This window comes from Streptococcus sp. HMSC078D09, from assembly GCF_001813675.1.
Lineage (GTDB): Bacteria > Bacillota > Bacilli > Lactobacillales > Streptococcaceae > Streptococcus.
The window spans coordinates 496636-518639 of record NZ_KV813675.1 but is presented as its reverse complement, the minus strand read 5'-3'; the positions used below and the strand labels follow the sequence as shown (position 1 = coordinate 518639).

General features: G+C 46.1%; 18 protein-coding genes. 2 read left to right on the top strand and 16 right to left on the bottom strand.

The features are described 5' to 3' along the window. Window positions 1–93 precede the first annotated feature (93 nt). The 11 genes from HMPREF2926_RS07735 to miaA form a co-directional block, all read right to left on the bottom strand. Window positions 94–606 (bottom strand): adenine phosphoribosyltransferase, encoded by a 513-nt coding sequence (locus HMPREF2926_RS07735; protein ID WP_003007878.1) that lies wholly within the window; start codon window positions 604–606, stop codon window positions 94–96. A 160-nt stretch (window positions 607–766) separates the two neighbouring features. Further along, a complete protein-coding gene (locus HMPREF2926_RS11340) occupies window positions 767–1102 on the bottom strand; it encodes a TipC family immunity protein (RefSeq protein WP_256263025.1) in 336 nt (111 codons plus the stop codon). Between the two features lie 71 nt (window positions 1103–1173). Further along, window positions 1174–1359 (bottom strand): TipC family immunity protein, encoded by a 186-nt coding sequence (locus HMPREF2926_RS11335; protein WP_256263024.1) that lies wholly within the window; start codon window positions 1357–1359, stop codon window positions 1174–1176. After that, the gene (gene recJ / locus HMPREF2926_RS07725; protein WP_070587189.1) at window positions 1356–3581 is read right to left on the bottom strand and encodes a single-stranded-DNA-specific exonuclease RecJ; all 2226 of its coding nucleotides are present in this window, start codon (window positions 3579–3581) and stop codon (window positions 1356–1358) included. The genes HMPREF2926_RS11335 and recJ overlap by 4 nt, the downstream gene beginning before the upstream one ends. A 352-nt stretch (window positions 3582–3933) precedes the next feature. Then, window positions 3934–4338 (bottom strand): GNAT family N-acetyltransferase, encoded by a 405-nt coding sequence (locus tag HMPREF2926_RS07720; protein WP_070587188.1) that lies wholly within the window; start codon window positions 4336–4338, stop codon window positions 3934–3936. Window position 4339: 1 nt separating this feature from the next. After that, complete coding sequence (locus HMPREF2926_RS07715) at window positions 4340–5050, bottom strand: class I SAM-dependent methyltransferase (RefSeq protein ID WP_070587186.1); 711 nt, start codon at window positions 5048–5050, stop codon at window positions 4340–4342. Between the two features lie 10 nt (window positions 5051–5060). After that, the gene (locus tag HMPREF2926_RS07710) at window positions 5061–5816 is read right to left on the bottom strand and encodes an SDR family NAD(P)-dependent oxidoreductase (RefSeq protein WP_070587184.1); all 756 of its coding nucleotides are present in this window, start codon (window positions 5814–5816) and stop codon (window positions 5061–5063) included. A 1-nt stretch (window position 5817) separates the two neighbouring features. Continuing rightward, entirely contained in the window at window positions 5818–6747 is a 930-nt protein-coding gene (gene rnz / locus HMPREF2926_RS07705; protein WP_014713571.1) for a ribonuclease Z, read from the bottom strand. A gap of 3 nt (window positions 6748–6750) precedes the next feature. Beyond that, window positions 6751–7380, bottom strand: a complete 630-nt coding sequence (locus HMPREF2926_RS07700; protein WP_070587182.1) for a cystathionine beta-lyase — start codon at window positions 7378–7380, stop codon at window positions 6751–6753. After that, window positions 7364–8611 (bottom strand): GTPase HflX, encoded by a 1248-nt coding sequence (gene hflX / locus HMPREF2926_RS07695; RefSeq protein WP_031576943.1) that lies wholly within the window; start codon window positions 8609–8611, stop codon window positions 7364–7366. The genes HMPREF2926_RS07700 and hflX overlap by 17 nt, the downstream gene beginning before the upstream one ends. Continuing rightward, the gene (gene miaA, locus HMPREF2926_RS07690) at window positions 8604–9491 is read right to left on the bottom strand and encodes a tRNA (adenosine(37)-N6)-dimethylallyltransferase MiaA (RefSeq protein WP_070587180.1); all 888 of its coding nucleotides are present in this window, start codon (window positions 9489–9491) and stop codon (window positions 8604–8606) included. Before miaA ends, hflX begins: the two co-directional genes overlap by 8 nt. Window positions 9492–9574: 83 nt before the next feature. Between miaA and HMPREF2926_RS07685 the strand changes: the two genes are divergently transcribed. Next, window positions 9575–9745 carry a DUF3042 family protein gene (locus HMPREF2926_RS07685; protein WP_003002781.1) on the top strand — a complete coding sequence of 57 codons (171 nt, stop codon included), beginning with the start codon at window positions 9575–9577 and terminating at the stop codon, window positions 9743–9745. A gap of 288 nt (window positions 9746–10033) precedes the next feature. Here the strand turns inward: HMPREF2926_RS07685 and HMPREF2926_RS07680 are convergent, their stop codons facing one another. The 3 genes from HMPREF2926_RS07680 to rexB are packed head-to-tail and all read right to left on the bottom strand — an operon-like array spanning window position 10034 to window position 17283. Beyond that, window positions 10034–10351 (bottom strand): DUF4298 domain-containing protein, encoded by a 318-nt coding sequence (locus tag HMPREF2926_RS07680; RefSeq protein WP_049522948.1) that lies wholly within the window; start codon window positions 10349–10351, stop codon window positions 10034–10036. A 3-nt stretch (window positions 10352–10354) separates the two neighbouring features. Beyond that, a complete protein-coding gene (gene addA, locus HMPREF2926_RS07675; protein WP_070587179.1) occupies window positions 10355–14020 on the bottom strand; it encodes a helicase-exonuclease AddAB subunit AddA in 3666 nt (1221 codons plus the stop codon). Then, window positions 14017–17283 carry an ATP-dependent nuclease subunit B gene (rexB, locus tag HMPREF2926_RS07670; protein WP_070587178.1) on the bottom strand — a complete coding sequence of 1089 codons (3267 nt, stop codon included), beginning with the start codon at window positions 17281–17283 and terminating at the stop codon, window positions 14017–14019. The genes addA and rexB overlap by 4 nt, the downstream gene beginning before the upstream one ends. A gap of 159 nt (window positions 17284–17442) precedes the next feature. Here rexB and HMPREF2926_RS07665 point away from each other — a divergent pair, with 159 nt between their 5' ends. Then, window positions 17443–17925 carry a glutathione peroxidase gene (locus HMPREF2926_RS07665; RefSeq protein ID WP_070587176.1) on the top strand — a complete coding sequence of 161 codons (483 nt, stop codon included), beginning with the start codon at window positions 17443–17445 and terminating at the stop codon, window positions 17923–17925. A gap of 249 nt (window positions 17926–18174) precedes the next feature. On the opposite strand, the gene HMPREF2926_RS07660 is transcribed toward HMPREF2926_RS07665, so the two are convergent. Both HMPREF2926_RS07660 and HMPREF2926_RS07655 read right to left on the bottom strand, forming a co-directional pair. Beyond that, window positions 18175–20043, bottom strand: a complete 1869-nt coding sequence (locus HMPREF2926_RS07660) for an ABC transporter ATP-binding protein (RefSeq protein ID WP_024054982.1) — start codon at window positions 20041–20043, stop codon at window positions 18175–18177. After that, window positions 20033–21778 carry an ABC transporter ATP-binding protein gene (locus tag HMPREF2926_RS07655; RefSeq protein WP_070587175.1) on the bottom strand — a complete coding sequence of 582 codons (1746 nt, stop codon included), beginning with the start codon at window positions 21776–21778 and terminating at the stop codon, window positions 20033–20035. Before HMPREF2926_RS07655 ends, HMPREF2926_RS07660 begins: the two co-directional genes overlap by 11 nt. Window positions 21779–22004 lie beyond the last annotated feature (226 nt).

Here is a 22004-nt window from a genome sequence, read left to right as displayed (position 1 = left end):
CCCATCTTACAAGTTCTTAACTAACATTATATGATAGGAGCTTATAGTTTTCAATTATGGTTTTTCTGTAGCCAGTTATAGTATTAGACTATATTAGTAATGCATCAAGACTTTGTAGTCGTAATCGCCGATCGCTTCGCGACCTTTCAATTCATCCAACTCGATCAAGAAGGCACATCCTGCAACAACTCCACCGAGTTTTTCGATCATTTCGATGGTTGCTTTCACCGTACCACCAGTCGCCAAGAGGTCATCAACGATAAGGACGCGTTGACCTGGTTTGATGGCATCTGCGTGCATGCAGAGGGTATCGACACCATATTCTTTTTCGTAGTCAGCTGAGATGACTTCACGTGGCAATTTACCAGGCTTACGAACCGGCGCAAATCCAATTCCCAACTCAAAAGCGACCGGACATCCAACGATGAACCCACGCGCTTCAGGACCAACGATCATGTCAATTTTCTTATCCGTTGCGTATTGAACGATTTCACGAATCGCATAACTATAAGCATTGCCATCTGCCATCAAAGGGCTGATATCACGGAAGGTAATTCCTTCTTGCGGATAATTTTCAATGCTTGCAATGTAATCTTTTAAATTCATGGTTAACTTTCTTTCATAAAAAATTTTTTACATTTCATTATATCATGAATTCTACTAACTTGCATCATTTTTTGCCAAATCATTTTCCCAAATTCCCGCGTTAAAACCAAAAATCCCACATCCGAAAAATGATGTGGGATTGGAATTTGAAACATGCTTACTATTCTTCTACCAATTTATCGTACTCGATTTTCATATTTCCCAAGTTTTTCAGGGAATAACGGGAACTTCCATTCTTGAACCAGGTACCAAGGATGTATTGCTCGGCCACTTTCTTACTTTGCTTTTTCAACCACGCACGGTCTTTGCCGTAGTTGGCAAGTTTTTGTATAAAATCACTCCCTTCTACTTCTTTATCATCCGCATAAAGATAGACTTCTTCTTGAATCAATGCTCTTTTTTTAGAATTGTATTTGAACATCATACGAACCGATACATTTTCTCTTAACTGATATTTATACCTATAAACCCATTTCGAACTGTCTCGAAACATCATGACGGACAGGTCTTCCTGACCACCAACGATTTTATCTGAATAGGGTAGATTTGAAATCCCTCATCTTCTTTCTAGATACCATCATTTCCTATCGTTTCTGTAAAGGGCTTAAACATTACATAGCGTATCCATCCACCATTTTCAGAGTAAACAATCTCCTCCATGGGATTTTTTAGGCTCAGGTAGATTCCCAAACAATAAAGGCAAAAAAGTAGGATAGGAGTGAGCCATAGAAAATATTTTAGATGTCTTTTCATGAGGCCTGACCTGTCAGGTAGTCGTAGATTTCACGAACCGTTCCAAGGGCCATCAACTCCTGTTCTTTAACGGTTTGTTTGAGGTTTTGGTAGATGCTACTTTCTGCGATTTCGCGTTTTTCTGCTTCTTTATTAACCTTCATGATGCCATTTTCAATGGTCACGAAGCCCAGCTCTTGGAAGATCTGAATCATTTTGACCAAGAGGATCTGCTGGATATTGAGATAGGCCGCTAGGTCTTTGAGTTTGTAGCGGACATCGAATTCCGGGTACTGGTAGATGGTCTTATAGAGCTTGGCATACTGATCCCTGCTACCGTATCCTGTCAGATAGTAGGCTTTGGCGATCTCATTTTTAAAATAAACGGCCTGAAAATCATGCTCTTGGAAGATTTGTCGTAGTTGCTCTAAATCCTCAGGGATATTTCCAACTACAACAGAGGATGCCCCTGTCAGATCTGGCAGTTCTTTAGTAAAATCAAGAATGGGAACACCTGCGGGGAGGCTGGCATTTTTAGAGCGGATATTAAAGAGCTGCACACCATCCACACGCGCATCAACCAGCATGAGCTGGAGGGTCGTTTGACCATTCCATTGGTTGACCGACAACTGCACAGCTAGCTCTAGGTCTTGCGCCTGTGCAAACTCTGCCTCTAAGCTTCCCAAGCCAAAGGCAACCACCTCAAAGGTCGCATCTTCTTGAGAAATTTTGAGTTTCAAGTGGGTATTGCCGGCTCCCATCGAGCGCGCCCCTTCTACCTTGAAATTACGGACCAGAAAGACCGGCTTTTTATTGTCCATGCCAAAAGGACTCAAGCGATCAAAGCTTTTCAAGGTCTCAAGCGTTAGTTCTGTTAGATGCAGTTCCTCGTCGATGGCTAAGCTAGACTTGCTGCTGAGATCAATCTCTTGCTCTCTAATGTAACCCGTAAGAGCCTGAGACAAGGCAGGAAGTTGGTCTGCCTCGAGCGTCATTCCTGCTGCACCAGCATGTCCGCCAAAGGCGACAAAGAGCGACCGGTGAGGATCGAGGGCCTCAAAAATATTGACCGACTCAGGACTGCGAGCGCTCCCTTTAGCTCGTCCATCTTCGATGCTTAAAACAACAACTGGCTGATGAAGCTCTTCTAATAGACGGCCGGCGACAATGCCAAGCACACCTGGATTCCAGCCTTCTTTGGCCAAGACCTGAGCGGACAAGCTTGGATCGACCATAGTTTTTGCTTCATCGTAGATGCTTTGGACGATCTCTTTTCGTTCTTCATTCTTTTGATGAATCATGAGGGCAATCTCGTGCGCCTCTTCATCGTCAAATCCTGTCAGGAGTTCAATGGCCGGATTGGGATCATCGAGGCGGCCAAGGGCATTGAGACGAGGAGCAATCTGAAAACCAACCGTTTCTTCATTGACATCCTCCGGACGAATCCCTGCGATCTCTAAGAGTTCCTGCAAGCCCATGCGCTGGGTATGTTGGAGAACACCCAGACCGAATTTGACCAGGATCCGATTCTCATCTGTCAGGCTCACCATGTCAGCAATGGTCCCAATTGCTACCAGGTCTAAGAGATCGACTGGTACTTCCTCTAAGAGGGCACAGGCCAACTTAAAGGCCACACCACATCCTGCTAGATAATGGAAGGGATAATCCGCATCTGGATGCTCGGGATGAATGATCGCATATGCATCCGGTAAAACCTCCGGCATAGAGTGGTGGTCGGTCACGATGACATCGACTCCCATTGCTTGGGCCATGGCAATGGCTTGATTACCCGCCACACCATTGTCCACCGTAACAATCAGGGAAATGCCTTGCTGCTCGATAAAGTATTTATAGACACTCTCATTGGGACCGTAGCCGTCTGTGAAGCGGTTGGGTAGGTAGACTTGCACCTCTGCTCCCATCTGCTCCAAGGTTTCCTTCATAATGGAGGCTGAGGTCATCCCGTCCGCATCATAGTCTCCGTAGATGAGGATCTGCTCATAATCTTCGATGGCCCGTCGGATGCGCTCCACTGCCTTGTCCATATCATGGAGCAAATAAGGGTCGTGAAGTTTCTCTAACTTGGGCTCTAAAAAGTCTTCTAAATCCTCTTTGGTCTGAATGCCACGCTCATACAGCAAGGTTGCTACGGACGCTTCCAGGCCTGCTTTTTTGGCAAGGGCTAAAAAGGCGTCATCTGCACTTGGCGAAGCTAACTGCCAATCGTATTTTGAAGTGATCATCTAGCTTTTGGTCTCCTCTTTTTCTTATCTGAATATTATATCATGAAAGGCTAAAATGGCGGGAAATAAAAGGTCAGGTAATAGTTGGAATATTTGAAAATACAAAATATTTAAAAATAGTTGCTATCGTATTACTTAGCTCTATCCCTATTCCCCCTTTTGTCAGTCAAATAGATAAGGCTGGGGACAAAAGTCCTAGCCTCTCAATTATTTTTGGATTGTTGAGCAAGACGCAGTGGTTGAGTGGGCTCTACTATGCTGATTTCATCAGCTTTTACAGCCCTACTCAACTGTGCGGAGGTGGGACGACGAAATCGAATTCTAACGAATTACCGATTTCTGTCCCACTCTCTTATTTCATATAAATCATCCCTGTACAGGCTTGCTCTGAAAGTTCGACAAAGCCTAAGGATTGGTAAAAGGCTAAATTTTTCTCGCTACGTTCTGTGACGAGGAGCCGTTGATAGACAGTGGGGAAGGTCGCTAAAGCCTCTTCTAAGAGTTTCTTTCCGATGCCTTGACGCTGGTGATCTGGTTGCACCAAGAGGTCCTGCACCAAAAGAACCGAGTGGCCATCTCCTACCAAGCGAATGTAGGCAACGAGCTCTTTCTCATCATAGACGGCCAACTGCCAGAGACTGGCTTTGACAGCTTCTTCCAGCATAGCTGGGTTGTTGGTATAATTGGTCCAGCCGACTGAGCTATAGAGTGCGAGTAAGTCTGCTAACGCTGGAATTTCTTGTTTGTAATGTACCATCTTAACTCCTTTTTAAGGTATAGTGCTGGAAGAAGGCGATATCCCGGTAAGGCGGCTCTTGGCAAACGGCCAGCTCCATCTTAAGCATAGACTCTCGCCAGCCTTCTTGGCCCTTGAAGCGATTGTCCTGCAAGGCATAAAAGACTCGAATTCCCTGATAGTCCTGAACTTTGAGGGCTAGATCTTCTACTACTCTATCTAGATCATAGGCCTGTGCCAAACCCATGGAGTGAGTTTCCAAGTCCTGACCTGCTAAGAGATCAAGCGCCTTCTGAGGATCATTTTCAAAAACGACGGTCTGTAGGACGCGGCCAACCTCATTGTGCTTGACGATAGAGAGCAGGCCTCCTGGTTTCAAGAGACGAGTGAATGCCTTTAGAATCACCTTGCGATCCTCTACATACTCCAAGACATTGTGGCAGAGAATGACATCAAAGCTAGCATCCTCAAGACTTGCTAACTGATCCAGACTTCCGACCAGTTGCTGGTAGGGATGGTCCTGGGCCCGCAAGGCGACCATTTCTTCATTTGGTTCTACAGCAAGGACCTCATTGTCTTGCGCTAGGTGATTGGCTACAAGGCCAAAACCACTGCCAAAATCAAGGACTCGCTTGCCTTTGATGTCTTTTAATTGTGCAAAAAGGATATCATAATAGATCTGTCCCCAAGGTTGCCGGAGGTTTTCTAAATAGGCTTGAATATTCGCTGCCATCTATCTCCTCCTATTTGTAATTGAACATCTTGCAGGCTAGCTTGTCCGAGATGCGAGGGAAAAGGGTATAGAGCTTGTGGGTCAGGTTCAAAAGCCAAGGCAGATTGAGCTCACGTTTTGCTTTTCCAAAGTTTTTGACAATTTTCTTGGCTACAAAGTCCGGTTCCAAAATGTAGCGATCCACAGCTTTGACATAGCTTCCGTCTGGGTCTGCCTGATCAAAGAAAGTGGTCCGAATGGGGCCTGGATTGACCGTCGTCACATGGACACCAAAGGGCATGAGTTCTAACCGCAGGGCATTCGAGAAGCCAATGGCCGCAAACTTGGTGGCCGAATAAAGGCTGGATTTGGCAGTTGCGACGAGTCCCGCCATGCTGACGATGTTGACGATGTGCCCCTTGCCTGCTTCCTTCATGTGCGCACTCATCAAGCGTGAAAGCTGCATGAGGGCAAAGGTATTGACTTCAAACATAGCATGAATTTGCTCATTGGTAATCTGGTCAAACTCTTCAAAGATCCCATAGCCTGCATTGTTGACCAAGATATCGATCTGCCCGTAGCGCTGATAGAGCTCTTCTACCAAATCTTGGACAGCTGAGGAATCAGTGATATCGATCCCGATGCATTCAGCTTGAGGATGACTGGCATAGAGTTGTTCCAGTTTTTCTTGATTTCTACCTAGGAGAATCAGCCGGTCTTCAGGGAGGAGCTTGACCATTTCTTGGGCCAAGCCTCCACTTGCTCCTGTTATGAGAATGGTTCGCATCTTAGATCTCCACTTCTTCCAAATCTTTGACGACATAGACATTTTCAAAAATGCTGGACGCATCCTTGCGCAATTGGCTGATGTCTTTTGATAAGAAGCGGGCACTGATATGGTTGAGAAGAAGGCGCTTGGCTCCAGCTTCACGCGCTACTTCTGCCGCCTGCATATTTGTCGAGTGACCGTGTTTCTTAGCAATCTTCTCATCACCCTTGCCATAGGTAGACTCATGGACGAGGACATCCGCATTGACTCCAAGGCGGACGCTGGCATCAGTCTTTCTGGTATCTCCAAGGATCGTGATAATCTTACCAGGCCGAGGGGCTGAAATATAATCCGCTGCAATGATCTTAGTCCCATCTTCCAGGGTGACATCTTGTCCATTTTTGACCTGGCCAAAGAGCGGTCCAAATGGGACGCCCGCTGCCTTGAGCTTGTCTGCGTCGAGTGTCCCTTCCAAGTCCTTCTGCATGATCCGGTAACCCACACAGAAAATGGTGTGGTCCAAAGCTTCCGCATAAACCGTGAATTTATCGGTTTCTAAAATCTTACCCAGAGAATGTTCATCGAATTCATGAAAATGGATGCGGTAAGGCAGACGAGAGCCTGATACGCGAAGACTGGTCATGACAAAGGATTTGATGCCTGCTGGACCATAAATATCCAGATCTGTCTGCTCTTCATTGGCCTGGAAGGCCCGGCTAGAAAGGAAACCTGGCAAACCAAAAATATGGTCTCCGTGTAAGTGAGTGATAAAGATCTTGCTAACCTTTCGCGGACGAATGGTCGTTTCTAAAATTTGATTCTGTGTCGCTTCGCCACAATCAAAGAGCCAGACTTCATTGATCTCGTCCAGCAATTTGAGCGCCAAGCTCGATACATTACGGGCTTTTGAGGGTTGCCCAGCTCCCGTTCCTAAAAATTGAATGTCCATTGTCTACTTTCTATCTATATAAATCATGGCCGTCCTGTTTTCTGAACGGAAAGAAAGGTTGCCTGGGTAGGCTTGCGCTAGCTCGAGGAGTTCCTCTTGGTTATATCCTGACAGTTTCAAGCGTCCATCTTCCAAGGTCATCAAGTCAGTCAGGGCTGAGAGGACTTCTGTTTTGGTGACCACTTCTGGGCTAGCATCTTGCAAGCAGATCTTGCCATCTTTTTCAAAGACCAAGCAATGCGGAAAGATCTCTGCGATTTCAAATAAAATGGCGGGAGTGATAGCCTCTGCTGGATGTTCAGCAAAGACACAGGCTAGCTCTTCATTTACGTAAGCCAAGCCATAAGACTTCCCAGATAAGTTGAGGCGGATAAAAGGCTTCCGTTCGTCAAAGCTTTGCTGAACTGTGAATAAGTCAAATGCCCGGCTCAGGTCCAAGAAATAATCCATGGCCTCCTTGGGGCTCTTCTTTTGATAGAGCTCAGCAAAATAGGCGTTGATCACACTTGGGGGAGGCGTAATCACACGGAGACGCAATTCCTCAGGGATCGTGCTTAAAAGATTGGTCAGATAGACCCGATCGAGGCTGGTATAGCCTCCATATTTTATTGCTAAATCAACGTAATCCGTCATAAAATTCTTCCAACTTCCACTTATTTTTCTCTGCGATATAGCCCTGAATGACCTCGACGTCCTCTTCAAATTCGCGCTGGTCAATGATCGCAACTGTTTCTAGATCATGTGTCCGATAAGATTTTGAAAAGGGAACGCGAATGGTAAAGGGAACAAAGAGTTCTCTCAGTTTTTCTAGGAGCAAAGCCTGGAGATCTTCACGGGCTGTCTCAGAGCGCGCTGAAATCAAGCTAAAAGGTGTCTGGGTTGGTGTAAAGTCTGCTACTTTATCTGCTTTGTTGTAAAGCGTCAAGCGAGGGATCTCCAGCATATCCAGGTCCTTCATGATCGAAAGCACCGTCTTTTCATGCTCTTCATGATTGGGATCAGACGCATCGATGACATGGACCAGGAGGTCTACATTCTTACTTTCTTCCAGGGTCGACTTAAAGCTTGATACCAACTCTGTTGGTAGATCTTGGATAAAGCCAACCGTATCGGTCAGCGTCACTTGCAGATTGCCTGTTAGGTGGATGCTCTTGGTTGTGGCGTCCAAGGTCGCAAAGAGTTCATCGGCTTCATACTGACTCTTACTGGTCAACTGATTCATAATGGTCGACTTTCCTGCATTGGTATAGCCGATCAAACCAATCTTGAAAACAGGTGATTCCAAGCGTTTTTCACGAAGGGTTTCCCGGTTCTTTTCAACTGCCTTGAGCTGACGCTCGATATCTGTGATTTGATTGCGAACGCTCCGGCGATTCAACTCCAACTGACTTTCCCCTGGTCCACGAGAACCAATTCCCCCAGCCTGACGGCTGAGCATGATCCCTTGACCGACAAGGCGTGGCAAGAGGTATTTGAGCTGGGCCAAGTGCACCTGCAACTTGCCTTCATGACTCCTAGCCCGCATGGCAAAGATATCTAAAATCAACTGCATCCGGTCAATGACCTTGACCCCAAGGATTTCTTCTAAGTTGACATTTTGACGGGGGGTCAGGCGGTTATTGACCACTACCGTTGTAATCTCATCTGCTTCGACCATTTGTGCGATTTCTTCTAGTTTTCCTGAGCCGACAAAGGTCTTGGTGTCGTATTTCTCCCGTTTTTGTGTATAGGAGCCCCGGACATCTCCACCGGCTGTTTTAGCCAGACTTGCCAACTCCTCCATTGACATATCAAAATTGTCCATGCCTTGAAGTTCCACACCGACCAGAAGGATGCGTTCTTGTTTTTTTTCTGTTTCAATCATGCTGTAAAAACTCCTTTACATCTGCAAGAACCTGCTCCTTGAAGTGGGGGGCAGAAATGGCGTAGAAGGTCACTTCCATTCGATTTCGAAACCAGGTCAACTGCCGTTTGGCAAAGCGACGCGTATTGCGCTTGAGGATCTCACTGGCTTCCTCAAGGCTCTGCTCTCCCTTAAAGTAAGGAAAAAGTTCCTTGTAGCCAATGCCTTTAGCTGCCTGAACTTCCGGATGGTCATCATAGAGCCACCGAGCTTCATCCAGCAAGCCCTCCTCTAGCATGCGATCTACTCGGCGATTGATGCGATCATAGATCAAGGACCGTTCATCATCTAGACAGATGAGATAGGGTTCATAATCGGTCTCTTCGTTTGCTAAGTCCTGCCCAAAATGCGCAATTTCAAGAGCCCGCATGGCCCGACGGCGATTGAGCTGAGGAATCACAAGTCCTTGCTCCGCCACTCTTTGGTACAAGTCTTCATCCGACAGCAAGTCCAATTGAGCACGATAGACCAGAATCTCTTCATGAGGAACTTCACCACCTAGATGATAACCTTCGAGCAAACTTTGGATATAAAGACCCGTCCCACCTGCAATGATAGGAAGCTTGCCTCGAGCTGTGATATCCTCAATCGCAGTCTTAGCTTCTCTTACAAAATCAAAAGCCGAGTAAGACTCGGTCACCTCCCGCACATCGATCAAATGATGGGGAGCTGCGGCTTGCTCTTCTAGTGTCGCCTTGGCTGTTCCAATATCCAGCTTGCGATAGACTTGTTGACTATCGCCACTGATAATCTCACCATTGAGAGCTTGTGCTAAATCGATCGCAAGAGCTGTCTTTCCAACAGCAGTCGGTCCCACAATCACAATTATCTTGGTTTTCATCGTTTTTCCTTGCAAAATTCACGTTTTTTCGTTACCATATATTATAACATAAATATTTAAAGTTCAGAAAAGGAGAAATTCTCATGGCTAAAGGATTTGGTAAAGGTTTTGTTACTGGTGTTGCTGGTACAGTTGCTGCTGTCGCAGGTGCAGTTTACACATTCAAGAAGAAAGTAATCGAACCAGAAGAACAAAAAGCAGCTTTCATCGAAGAAAACCGCAAAAAAGCAGCACGTCGCCGTGTCTCACACTAATCATTCAAAAAGCTCCGGGAAACCGGAGCTTTTTTTGTATCTGTTAGTTGCTTTTACATTTTAATAAGTCAGTCGAAATATCCAATGAATTAGTCAAGTAATCCCACAATTCTCTATGTCATCATTTACATATTTTTCTTTCCGCAGTGACAAAAGTACCTGAAACAGGAGCTGTTTCAGGTACTCGGAATTATTGAGACCCTAGGCTCAATAATTAGCTATGGAACTTCGTAGAAGTTCGCTAGCGTCCGCCGTCACCTAAGGAAAGATAAAATATAAAGAATGAATTCACCGTTCTTTGATCATCTTCGTTGCGATCTCCAAGAGTTCGACTCCCATCTGAAAATGCTCGTCTAATAAATCATAGACGGCATCTTCGGACAAGACACCACATGGTAGATCTGCTGGAAAGTCAGCTTGATTGGACAAGTCCAAATCATCAAAATAGGCCTGACTACTATAATAATCGCGCAGTTGGATATAGCTTTCTTGATGCTCTCTTAGCTGATCCACTGCTTTTTTGGTTTCTTCCAAAGTTTTGGCATAGTCATTCAAATAACCTTCCATTCTTTGGATCCGTTCGATGTTTTCCTGTGCAATTGCCATGATTTACTCCACTTTCACCACTTCTAGATGGGGGCCACCTAGAAGCACGAGATATTTTTCTACTTGCTCTTTGCCATAAGAACGACGAAGAGCTTCTGCATAGAGATCGAGCTGATCCCGGTAGCGTTCGACCAATTGGCTAGGAACCTTGTAGTGATCCGTCTTATAATCAAAGAGCAGGATCCGGTCTTCTAGCACCACGTAACCATCCAAGATCCCCCGCACGACGAAGTCCTCACCACTGGCTGGATCTTTCTTCAGCATGGCAAAGGGAGCTTCGCGACGGACTCGAGAGGCTTCTTTTTGAAGCAAGGTCCCCAAAGGGGTCTCATAGAAAGCCAGGATGGCCTCTAGCTTGATGCGGGCTTTGACCGCTGGCTCTGCTTTAACTTGCTCCAAGGCTTGACGCAGCGTATCCAGCGTGATTTCTTCTTCAAGAGGCACGCGCTGCATGAGTTCATGGACAGCACTACCGACCTGGGCTCCTGTCACGGCTTTTTCTTGACCAAAAGTTGGAAGCTCAAAGTCAGGTGTCACAGTCTTTGCATCCATGATCTGGACGCCATTGGCATCCATGACCGGCTCGTAGAATTTCTTGATCTGACTAGGTGTACGGACACTTGGCAAATGAATGGCCGGAGCATAGAGCTGATTGAGCCGATCAACATTTTCCAAGATATCCAAGGCCCGACGAATATCCTCTGACTGACGGACATCCTTGAGCTGATCCAGGCGGGAATCCTTCTCCTTCTCTAGTGGTTCCAACTGGTCTGGTGTCAGGTCTTCATCTGTCACAAAACGCGTGTCATAGGCCAGGGTATTCTTGGTAAACACATCTTGAATCGCAAAGAGCCAGTCCTGATAAGAGGTCCATGCTTTTCGTTTTTCCGGATCCAATTTGCCATTGCGACTGGTCCCCCAATCGGTATCACGCATTTTTTCTTCACTGCCTTTTCCGACCAGATAGAGCTTGAGCTCAGCCCGTGTCATCGCAACATATAGAAGACGCATCTGCTCAGAAATTGTGGCCAACTTTGTTTCTTCCACGTTCCGTTGGTAGCAAGGCGTTTCGATCTGCAGACGAATAGTCTCTGGAGCAGCTGGATTCTCTGTCTCAACCGGCAGGTTCGCAACATATTTAAAGCCAATCCCTTTTTGACGACTGAGGATAATCGGTCCCGATTGATCCTTACGGTTAAAGGCCTTGTCCATATTGAGAATAAAGACATACTTGAATTCCAGCCCCTTACTCTTATGGACGGTCATGAGCTGGACGGCATCTTTTGGAGCCGCAAGAGGGACGCTAGCCAAATCGTGTTCATTTTCGATCACCTTGTCAATCATGGCAATGAAGCGCGACAAGCCCTTAAAGCTGGCCTTCTCATAATCATTGGCCCGAAGCGTCAAGGCATAGAGATTGGCCTGGCGCTGGGCCCCATTTGGAAGGGCGCCGACATAGTCATAGTAATAGCGATCCTCATAGATTTTCCACAGCAAATCATAGAGCGAATGGGTCTTGGCAACAGCCCGCCAAGTAGATAAAACTTTGAGGAAGTTCTCGATTTTAGCTGAGAGCTTGGCATCGATCAACCGTGCCTGCTCTGCAGTCTTTTCAAGGGCTAACTGGACCTTGTGGTAGAAGGCCACTTGCTTTTGCTCTGGAAGCATCTGCAAGGAAATCCGTGCCAATTCATCCTCATCAAAGTCAAACATGGGGGATTTCATGAGAGCAACCAAGGGATAATCATGCAAGGGATTGTTGATGGTCCGCAAGGTATCCAACATGACCATCACTTCCAGTGACTCAAGATAATGCGCCTGTCCGCTATCTGCCACAATCGGAATATGGTACTGGTCAAAGGATTCCAGAATCGCATCATTTCGCGTTCGAGTCGCCGTTAAGAGGGTGATCTCTTTAAAGGGCACTTTTTCTACCCGATGGAGACGTAAAATTTCTTTGATGACCAGGAGAATTTCTCCCTTGGAAATCGTCTCGACACCAAGGGTAGCTTCCTCGTCTTCAGTCTTTTCTTCCTGGTCTTGGCTGCCATCATAGAGCAAAAATTCTGCCCGATGTTGTGGCAAGGCCATCCGCTGCTTGTCGCTTCCTGCAACCAGATAGTGGGTTTGATTGTAGTCAATCTCGCCCACCTCTTCATCCATCAAATGGCGAAAGACATCATTGGTCGCGTCCAATACCTCCACATGACTACGGAAATTTTCCTTGAGGAGGATCAACCGCCCTTTCGCCCCTTCTTCTTGGTAGGCCTTAAATTTATCATTAAAAATCTGTGGATCTGCCTGACGGAAGCGGTAAATGGATTGCTTGATATCTCCCACCATGAAGCGATTGTGGCCATTTGACAGCAAGTCCAACATCCGCTCTTGGGTGTGGTTGGTATCCTGGTACTCATCGACCATGACCTCATGATAGCGCTCTTGATAGGCTTGTCTCACTTCTGGGAATTGCTCTAAAATTTGAATGGCAAAATGACTGATATCCCCAAATTCATAAGCTTTTTCTTGGATTTTTCGCTCCAAGTAAGCGCGAGCAAAGTCTCTGATAAAGTCCCGCAGCAAGGAGAGCATGGGGCCTTCTTCTTGGTGGAAGGTTTGTTGAAATTCCAGCTGATAGAGCTGATTTTCCAAGTCTCTGAGGCGATTGATATGTATGGTTTTATCCTGGTTATAGGCTGTGACTAACTCTTTCAACTCTTCCTTACGGGCTCTGTTGGTCAAAGCTCCCCCATTTGAAGCCCGACTAATCGCGACGACAGCTTTTAGGACAGAGGTCAGTTGCTTTTTATTGGTGCGACCTGTCAGGCTTCCAATCTGATCGAGCACCTCTTCTACAGCTTCCAAATATTTGGCCTTACCAAATGCTTGGCCCTCATTGGACAAATGAAAGGCAAAAAAGCTTTCTGCCTCATAGAGGGCCTGCTGGATGCTCTCCATCAGAGTAGCTTCCACCTGGTCAAAATCGGTCTCTTCATAACCTTTTAGGAAATGCTCTTCCAGCCATTTCTCCGGATCACTGGTCGACTGAAGAAAGTCATAGATCTGGTAGATCTGTTCTTTAAACAAGGTCAAATTTTTGCGCTGCCCCGTGAAATTCTTGACCATCTGCACAAAGGCTTCTTGGTTTTCCCCCTGGTAATAGCGGTCAAAAACAGCTTGAAAGACTTCATTTTGTAAGAGGCGTTGCTCACTGGCGTTTTGTAAAATGCGAAACTGGGGTGCCAACCCAAGCAAATAGCCATAGCGCGTTAGGACCTTTTGGGTAAAGGAGTCCATGGTTCCGATATCGCTGGTGGCGACATCTGCGATTTGACGGGCCAGGTGTTGCTTGAGCTCTGGATCATCGCTCGCTTGCAGGGCTTTTCCAAGTTCACTTTCCAAACGATCCTTGAGCTCTCCTGCTGCCTTGACCGTAAAGGTCGAGATAAAGAGTTCCTTAATCGAGATGCCTCGCTGGATCTGATCCAAAATCCTTTGCACCATGACAAAGGTCTTTCCTGATCCAGCAGAGGCTGACACCAGGATATTGGTCCCCGAACTATAGATGGCATCGATCTGTTCTGGTGTTCGCTTTTGCTCTTTGGTAGAAGCTGCCTCTTGGGCCTGAAGGGCCTTGATTTCTTCTCTTGTCAAAAATGCTTGTTTGATCATTTGTTCAAGACCTCCTTCATCTTCTCGATCCAAGCGGCTTTCACCTTTTCACCGCGTATTCCTTTTTGGTCTAGTTTGGTCAAGAATCGTGCCTGACCTAGGTGACGATCGGCTTCAAATCCTGTGATGGATTTAAACTGCTCCACATATGGTGCGATATTGCGCCCATTTTCACTATAGGGATTGATGGCAAATTGCCCCTTGAGGATCCCTTCTGCTGCTGTTTTATAGAGATAAGCGTTGTACAAGAGGAGCAGGTCCAGTTCTTCCTTACTCAGCATCATGGCCTTGTTCTTATCATAAGCCTCGCCTAGATAAGGCGCCTGATCTGCCATAAAGAGCCCCTTGTACTGTTGACTTTTCATGGTTTGATTGATGGCATCCTCTACTGTCTTGGTCTTTTTCAGATCCACTACAGGATCTCCCATTTCCAAATACATGGCTCCGAAAATCCCCTGCTCCTCTTGGTATTCCTTCAAATCCTGAATCGCAGAAAGATAGGTCGGCAATTGAGAATTCAGTCCATTAAAGAACTTGTCATAGTGAAATTGTGTCAGACTGGACTTGTAGTCCACGACTCCGAGGGCTCCCCGATCCCTCAATTGATCAATGCGATCCACCTTGCCTCGTAGCTGCAGGAGACGGCCATCAGACAATGGATAAGAGGTGTGGGCACTTCCACCAAAGAGGGTCTCCTCACCGATGGTCTCGATACCATTTTGCTGGGCGAGGACACGCCCCGTTGTTTTCGCGGTATCAAGAAGCAAGTTGCGAATAAACTCGGTCTCTCCATTTTCTCCATACAATTGCTGAAACTCTGCTTCTTGGCTGGTTTCTCGAATCGCCTCGTTTAAACGCCGATCAAAAGCTTGATCGGAGCTGTCTTTTAAGACTTTTTCAAAGATTCGGTGCAGGAAATTCCCATGACTGCGGGCATCTGGCCGGATGGTTTCATCCTCTTGTAAGCCCAAGACATAGCGCAGATAAAAGGCATACTGGTGCTTGTAGTATTCATTCAAGGCAGAAGCGGATAAGGTCAAGGCTTTGCCCTCTGGATAGAGCGCTTGAAGCGTATCCGACTGAAGCTGACGGCTCTTTAATTCCGTTGAAATCTGAGGAATCTGGATGCCTTCAGCGGCTAATTTCTTGCGCAAGACCCGTACCGCAACACCCCAAAAGCTGGCTTCTTCAGGAGACAACTCACTCGTAATCTCTTCTTGATGGAGTTCGATCACGCGCGCTAAGAGGGCTCGGTAGGTCCCGATATCATCACTCGAGGCTTGGGCTTGTTTGGTCGTCCACTCGATGGCAATGGGCTCCTTGGCCAATTCTACAAGGTAAGGAGAGACACTATCTTCCATTTCATTGACCAAGCTAGGGGCCGATAGAACCAGTTGGTTGGTCGCCGCATTGAGGAGCGAAACTGCCACAAAGCGATTTTTCTTGAGATTTTCGCTGGTCACCACCTGGAGCTCTGCTCCTTCTTGAGTGGCCTCATTCAGCTGCTGGCGCTCTTCTTCACTGAGTAGAGAGGTGTTCTGAGCAATCTTTGGAAAACGCTCCTGGGTCAGCCCGATCGCGTAGACATAAGGCGCTGTCAAGGGTTCAATCAAGTCATAGGACTGAACCGTCACCACATCGACCGTAGCAGGAACTGTCCGGTATTGAGACAATTGCATCCCCGATAAAAGGAGGGCCAAAAAGTCATCCACTGTCAGCTCTTGGTCCTCAAAGACCACGTTCAACTCCTCTAAGACATGGAGAAAGGCCTTCCAGACCTGGTCATAGCGCTCCTGCTCTTCCAAGGCTAGATCCTTGATCAAAGCTTGTAGATTCAGAGAAAGCTGGGCCTCTTGCAGAAACTCTGTAAAGGCGGTTAAGAGATGGGTCACCTTTTGTTTGCGCTGTGAAAAGAAGGGAGCTAGAGGTTCTACGACGCGTTCCCGGAGGGCATTGAGCTCCTCTAGATTGAACTTACCCTGACGATTGCTAGTAAAAGGCTTGTGAAATTTTGTAGCACCTTTTACTTCCGCAAAACGAAGATATTGCTCAAAAGCATCGACTTCTGCTTGCGTCAGATCACTATAGAGACTCGTTTTTAACAAGTTGATGACATCTTCTGTCTGGTAATTGAACTGCTTGATCCGACCTAATGATTCAATGACCTGAATCAAGGGATGGTGGACCATAGCTTCACTTCGTCCCAAGTAAAAGGGAATCTGATACTGATCAAAAATGGTCTTGAGCTGCAGTTGATAAGCTTCTACATCGCCTAACAAGACCCGAATATCCCGATAGCGTGCCCCATCATGAAGACGCTGACGGATGGATTTAGCGACATATTCCAACTCTTCTTTTTGCGTGTTGGTTTGCCAGAGTTGAATCGCTGTTCGATCTTGGTCCCCTATCTCATCTTCCACTTGTGAAAAATCGTAGCGCGCTTCTAGCATGCGGGTAATGCGACTAAAGGAGTCTTCGATCGCTTGCCCACAATACTGTGGCTGAACCTGAAAAGTCTTAGCCAGCTGGAGGAGAAAGTCAACACTGGCCTGATAGAGATTGCCCTCTCTGAAGCTTGCTCGATAGGCTTTTTCACTGGCATAGACCCCGATGACAATCTCCACTCCTTTTTGGTGAAGGAGACTAATCAAGGCCTCTTCTTCTGCAGAAAAACGCGTGAAGCCATCGACGACGATCGCCACATCCTTTAATTGCTCTTCCAGCTGCCCTTCTTCAACCTGGTTGAAGAAAAAGGCCATCTTGGACTGGGATTCATACTGATGCTTGACCAGCATCTCAGAGACTGCTTCAAAAATCGCCAAGAGGTCCTCTCTTTTTTCAGCTTCCTCGAGCAACTCCAAATCGGTAAAATCCATCTGTGCTGTCTGCAATTCATGATAGAGCTGGACCAGTTGCTGGATAAACTGAGGATCCTTGCGCAGGGCCCCGTAAACTTTGAGATCCTGCTCCTTCATCTGGGAAAGAGCTTTAAAAAATAGCATGCCGAGACCGATATCATCCAAGGGTTGCTCCTCAAAAACCTGATTCAGGATGAAATAACGAGCCATTTGGGCAAAGCGCGTGACGGTAATAGCAAAAGAAGCCTGACCTTCTAAATAGGACAAGACCTTGGCTTCTTTTTCAAAGGAAAGAGAGTTGGGTGCAATGTAAAACACACGCTTGCCCTGTTCTACTAACCCTACGGCTTCTTGTGTCAGGACCTGGGTCAAGGGGGTCCGAACATCCGTATAGAGTAATTTCATCCGATCCGTTCTCCTTTTGGCATTTTCTTGAGAGCTTGTTATCTTTTTATTATATCATTTTCACAGGAGGGACTAAAGCAAGAAGTCATGCTCCTCTTGGCCCAATTTTAGGACATTTGTGCTACAATAAAAGCTGAAGAGACAGAAAGGATACCACCTATGACCAGCATTTATGATTTTTCTTTAGAAAACCAACAAGGAGAGGAAATTCCCCTTTCTCACTACCAAGGTAAGGTTCTTATCGTGGTCAATACGGCGACAGGTTGTGGCCTAACCCCGCAATACCAAGGACTGCAAGATCTCTACCTAAGCTACCAGGAAAAGGGGCTTGAAATCCTAGACATTCCCTGTAACCAATTCATGGGGCAGGCACCAGGAACGGCAGAAGAAATCAATAGCTTCTGCAGCCTCAACTACCAGACCACCTTCCCACGATTCGCCAAAGCCAAGGTCAATGGCAAAGAAGCCCTTCCTCTCTATGACTGGCTTAAAAGCCAAGCAGCCGGACCACTTGGCAAACGCATCGAATGGAACTTCGCAAAATTTGTCATCGACCAACAAGGCCAAGTCACCCAACGTTTCTCCTCCAAAACAGAGCCAGCTGCCATGGAAGAATTGATCCAAGAATTGCTTGAAAAATAAGCAAAAAGCCTGAAAGTGAAGTCAGGCTTTTTGATGAATGACTATTTATTTTCGAAACTTTCCGCTGTGAGAAAAGTGCCTGAAACAATAACGTTTCAGGCACTCGGAATTATTGAGACCTTAGGCTCAATAATTAGTCATGGAACTTCGTAGAAGTTCGCTGACGTCCGTACTCACCTAAGGAAAGTTTCTAAGAAGTCATTATCCATAAGCCAAAAAAGCCTGAGCCAATGCTCAAGCTTTTTTTCTTTAATCAATTTCAAGTCCACCGGTGTAGAGGCGGTAATAGGTGCCACGTTCTGCCATCAAGGAAGCATGGTTGCCTCGTTCGATGATACGTCCGTGGTCCATCACCATGATCACATCGGAATTGACAATTGTCGATAGACGGTGGGCAATGACAAAGACTGTCCGGCCTTCCATCAAGCGGTCCATCCCTTCTTGCACCATCTTCTCTGTCCGTGAGTCAATAGAAGACGTCGCTTCGTCCAGAATCAAAACAGGCGCATTGGCTAGGGCTGCACGGGCAATGGCGATCAATTGTCGTTGACCATTAGATAGGCCAGCCCCATCATCTGTCAAGACTGTCTCATAGCCCTGATCCAAGTGCTTGACAAAGGAATCCACATTAGCAATCCGAGCTGCTTCAAGGATTTCTTCCCGTGTTGCATCAGCACGGCCATAAGCGATGTTTTCCGCAATCGTACCAGTGAATAAGTGGGTATCTTGAAGAACGATTCCGAGGGAACGACGAAGAGAATCTTTCTCGATCAATTTAATATCGATCCCATCATAGGTGATCATTCCAGACTGAATATCATAGAAGCGGTTGATCAAGTTGGTGATGGTTGTTTTTCCTGCACCAGTCGCTCCGACAAAGGCCACTTTTTGCCCCTTATCCGCGTACAAGTTGATGCCATGAAGGATTTGTTTCTTCCCATCATAAGAGAAATCAACATCATCAAAGACCACATTTCCGACCATCTTCACAAGCTGGTAATCTCCATTTGGACGAGGGTGTTTCCAAGCCCATTTGTTGGTTTTCTGATCGGTTTCGACCATTTCTCCATCGACTAGTTCATAATTGACCAGCGTCACTTTTCCTTGGTCGACTTCTTCTTCTTCGTCCAAGAGATCAAAAACACGATCTCCACCAGCCAAGGCCATGAGGACAAAGTTCAATTGTTGAGAAACTTGGGCAATGGGACCTGTGAAGGAACGGTTCAATTGCAGAAAGGCCATGAGACCACCAATGGTTAAACCACCGACGCCGTTTAGCGCAAAGAGGCCCCCGATCAAGGCTGTCAGAACAAAGGAAACATTTCCCAAGTTCCCAAGAATTGGCATGAGGACATTGGCATAGCGGTTGGCCTGGTACGAAGACTCAAAGAGTTGGTCATTGATCCGATCAAAATCCTCAATGCTTTCTCTTTCATGCACAAAGGCCTTGACCACTTTTTGACCAGACATCATTTCTTCAATAAAGCCGTTCTCAATCCCCAAGTTCTTTTGTTGGGCGCCAAAGTAACGACCTGATTTACCAGAAACATCCTTGATGATAAAGACCATGACGATAACCATGAAAAGAACAATCAAGAACAGGAGTGGACTAACCGTCAGCATGGTAATCGTTACCCCAAGGATGGTAATCGCTGAGGATAAGAGTTGAGGAATGGATTGTTCAATCGCTTGGCGAAGGGCATCAATATCATTGGTATAGATAGACATGATGTCCCCATGTTGGTGGGTGTCAAAGTAACGTACCGGCAGTTTTTGCATGCGAGCAAACAACTGATTTCGAAGACTTCTAAGTGAATCTTGTGAAACGGTCGCCATAATCAAGGTAAAGCCATAGTTAGCAAGTACCCCGATCAAACAGATCAAACCAACCCGTGTCAAGAAGGACAAGAGCGGTCCAAAATCATGGCTGTTGCTTGTCAGCATGGGCTCCACATAGACATCGACCAAGGACTGAATCGAAGCTGTCACATTGACCGTCGCAAGAGACGATAGAATGATTAAGATAAAGGAAACAATCAAGGATAGCTTGTAGTTTTTCCAAAGGAAGTCGAGCAGGCGAAGGATAGAGCCTAGATTTGCTTTTTTCTTAGTTTTCATCTGCTTCTCCTTTCCCTTGTGTTTGCATTTCATATACTTCTTGGTAGATGGCATTGGTCGCAAGCAATTCCTCGTGACGACCGATCGCATCGATTTGGCCATCATTCATCACGATGATGCGATCTGCATCTTGAATAGAGGAAATCCGTTGACCAATGATGATTTTGGTCGTCTCTTTCAAGCTGGTTGCCAATCCTTGACGGATCAAACTATCTGTCTTGGTATCGACTGCCGAAGTCGAATCATCCAAGATCAAGATCTTCGGATTCATAAGAAGGGCACGCGCGATACAAAGACGCTGGCGTTGACCACCAGAGACATTGGATCCCCCACGCTCAATCATGGTGTCATAACCCTCTTTGAAATCTTGAATAAATTCATCGGCTTGGGCAATCTTACAAGCTGCGATGATCTCTTCATCTGTCGCATCCTTATTTCCCCAGCGCATATTTTCTTTAATCGTACCAGAGAAAAGGACATTGGTCTGAAGAACCATGGCCACTTGCTTACGAAGGGAATCAAGATCGTATTCTTTGACATCGTGGCCTGCTACTGTCACCCGACCAGACTCGACATCATAGAGACGAGGAATCAACTGCACCAAGCTTGATTTTCCTGATCCTGTTCCTCCCAAGATACCAATCACTTCCCCTGAACGAATAGAAAGATTAATCCCTTGTAAGACATGGGTCTTGTCGCCATTTTCATCGGTATAAGCAAAAGTCACATCTTCAAAGTTGATCGAACCATCAGCGACTTCTTTGATCCCATTTTCTGGGGAGTCAATCGTCGTTTTGGTCGTTAAGACTTCATTGATCCGCTCGACAGAAGCCATGGAAATCGACAACATGACAAAGATCATCATGAACATCATGAGCGACATGAGAATGGTCATGGTGTAGCTAAACATAGAAGTCAAATTCCCAGTAGAGAGTTGACCACCAACGATCAGATGAGCCCCGATCCAAGAGATCAAAAGGAAAGAAGCATACATGGAAAGCATCATAGCTGGGCTACTCAAGACAACGACACGGATAGCCTTCATAAACATGTTATAAATCAAACGTGAAGCCTTCTTGAATTTAACGGTTTCATCTGCTTCCTTAACGTAAGACTTCACCACTCGCATATTGGTGATGTTTTCCTGAATGCTGTTGTTGAGATTGTCATATGCTTCAAATACTTCTGTGAAGAGCGGATACACAATCTTCATGATGATGCTTAAGACAGCTGCCAAAAAGATGGTCACATAGACAAAGATCATGGCCATTTCCGCATTGATCATGAAACAAGCTACAATGGCAAAGATCAAATTGAGCGGTGCCCGTACACAGATCCGGATCACCATTTGATAGGCATTTTGCACATTGGTCACATCCGTCATCATCCGAGTGACTAACCCACCTGATGAGAACTGATCAATATTCTCAAATGAGAAGGTTTGAACCTTTTTGAAAATAGCCCGACGAAGGTTTTTGGCAAAACCAGCCGATGCATAGGCGCCATAACGGGCAGACTGCATCCCACAAAAGAGGGAGAGAAAGGCACAGACCAGCATGAGCCCACCGTAAAGCAAAATATTGTTCATGTTTCTTTGTTGAACACCCTGGTCCAAAAGACTCGCCATGACAAAGGGAATCGAAATCTCAAACATGACTTCAAAGACCATGAACAAGGAAGCCAAAAACGAGGGCTTCTTGAATTCTTTGATCTCGGAAATTAAGGATCGAATCATTATTACCTCCAATGTTATTCATACTTTTTCCTGCGGTAGAAGCAAAGCTTCTTTCCATCGAAAATAGGTCAAAACACACAAAATTCCCTGAGGGAAAGACCCTAGGGATTACGCGTTTTTTATAGTCTTCATTGTAACCTAAATTGCAAAAAAATGCAAGATTTTTAGACAGCATCCGTTTTTCTGTTGATCTAGTACAAAAGAGGCTGGGACAAAAGTCCTAGCC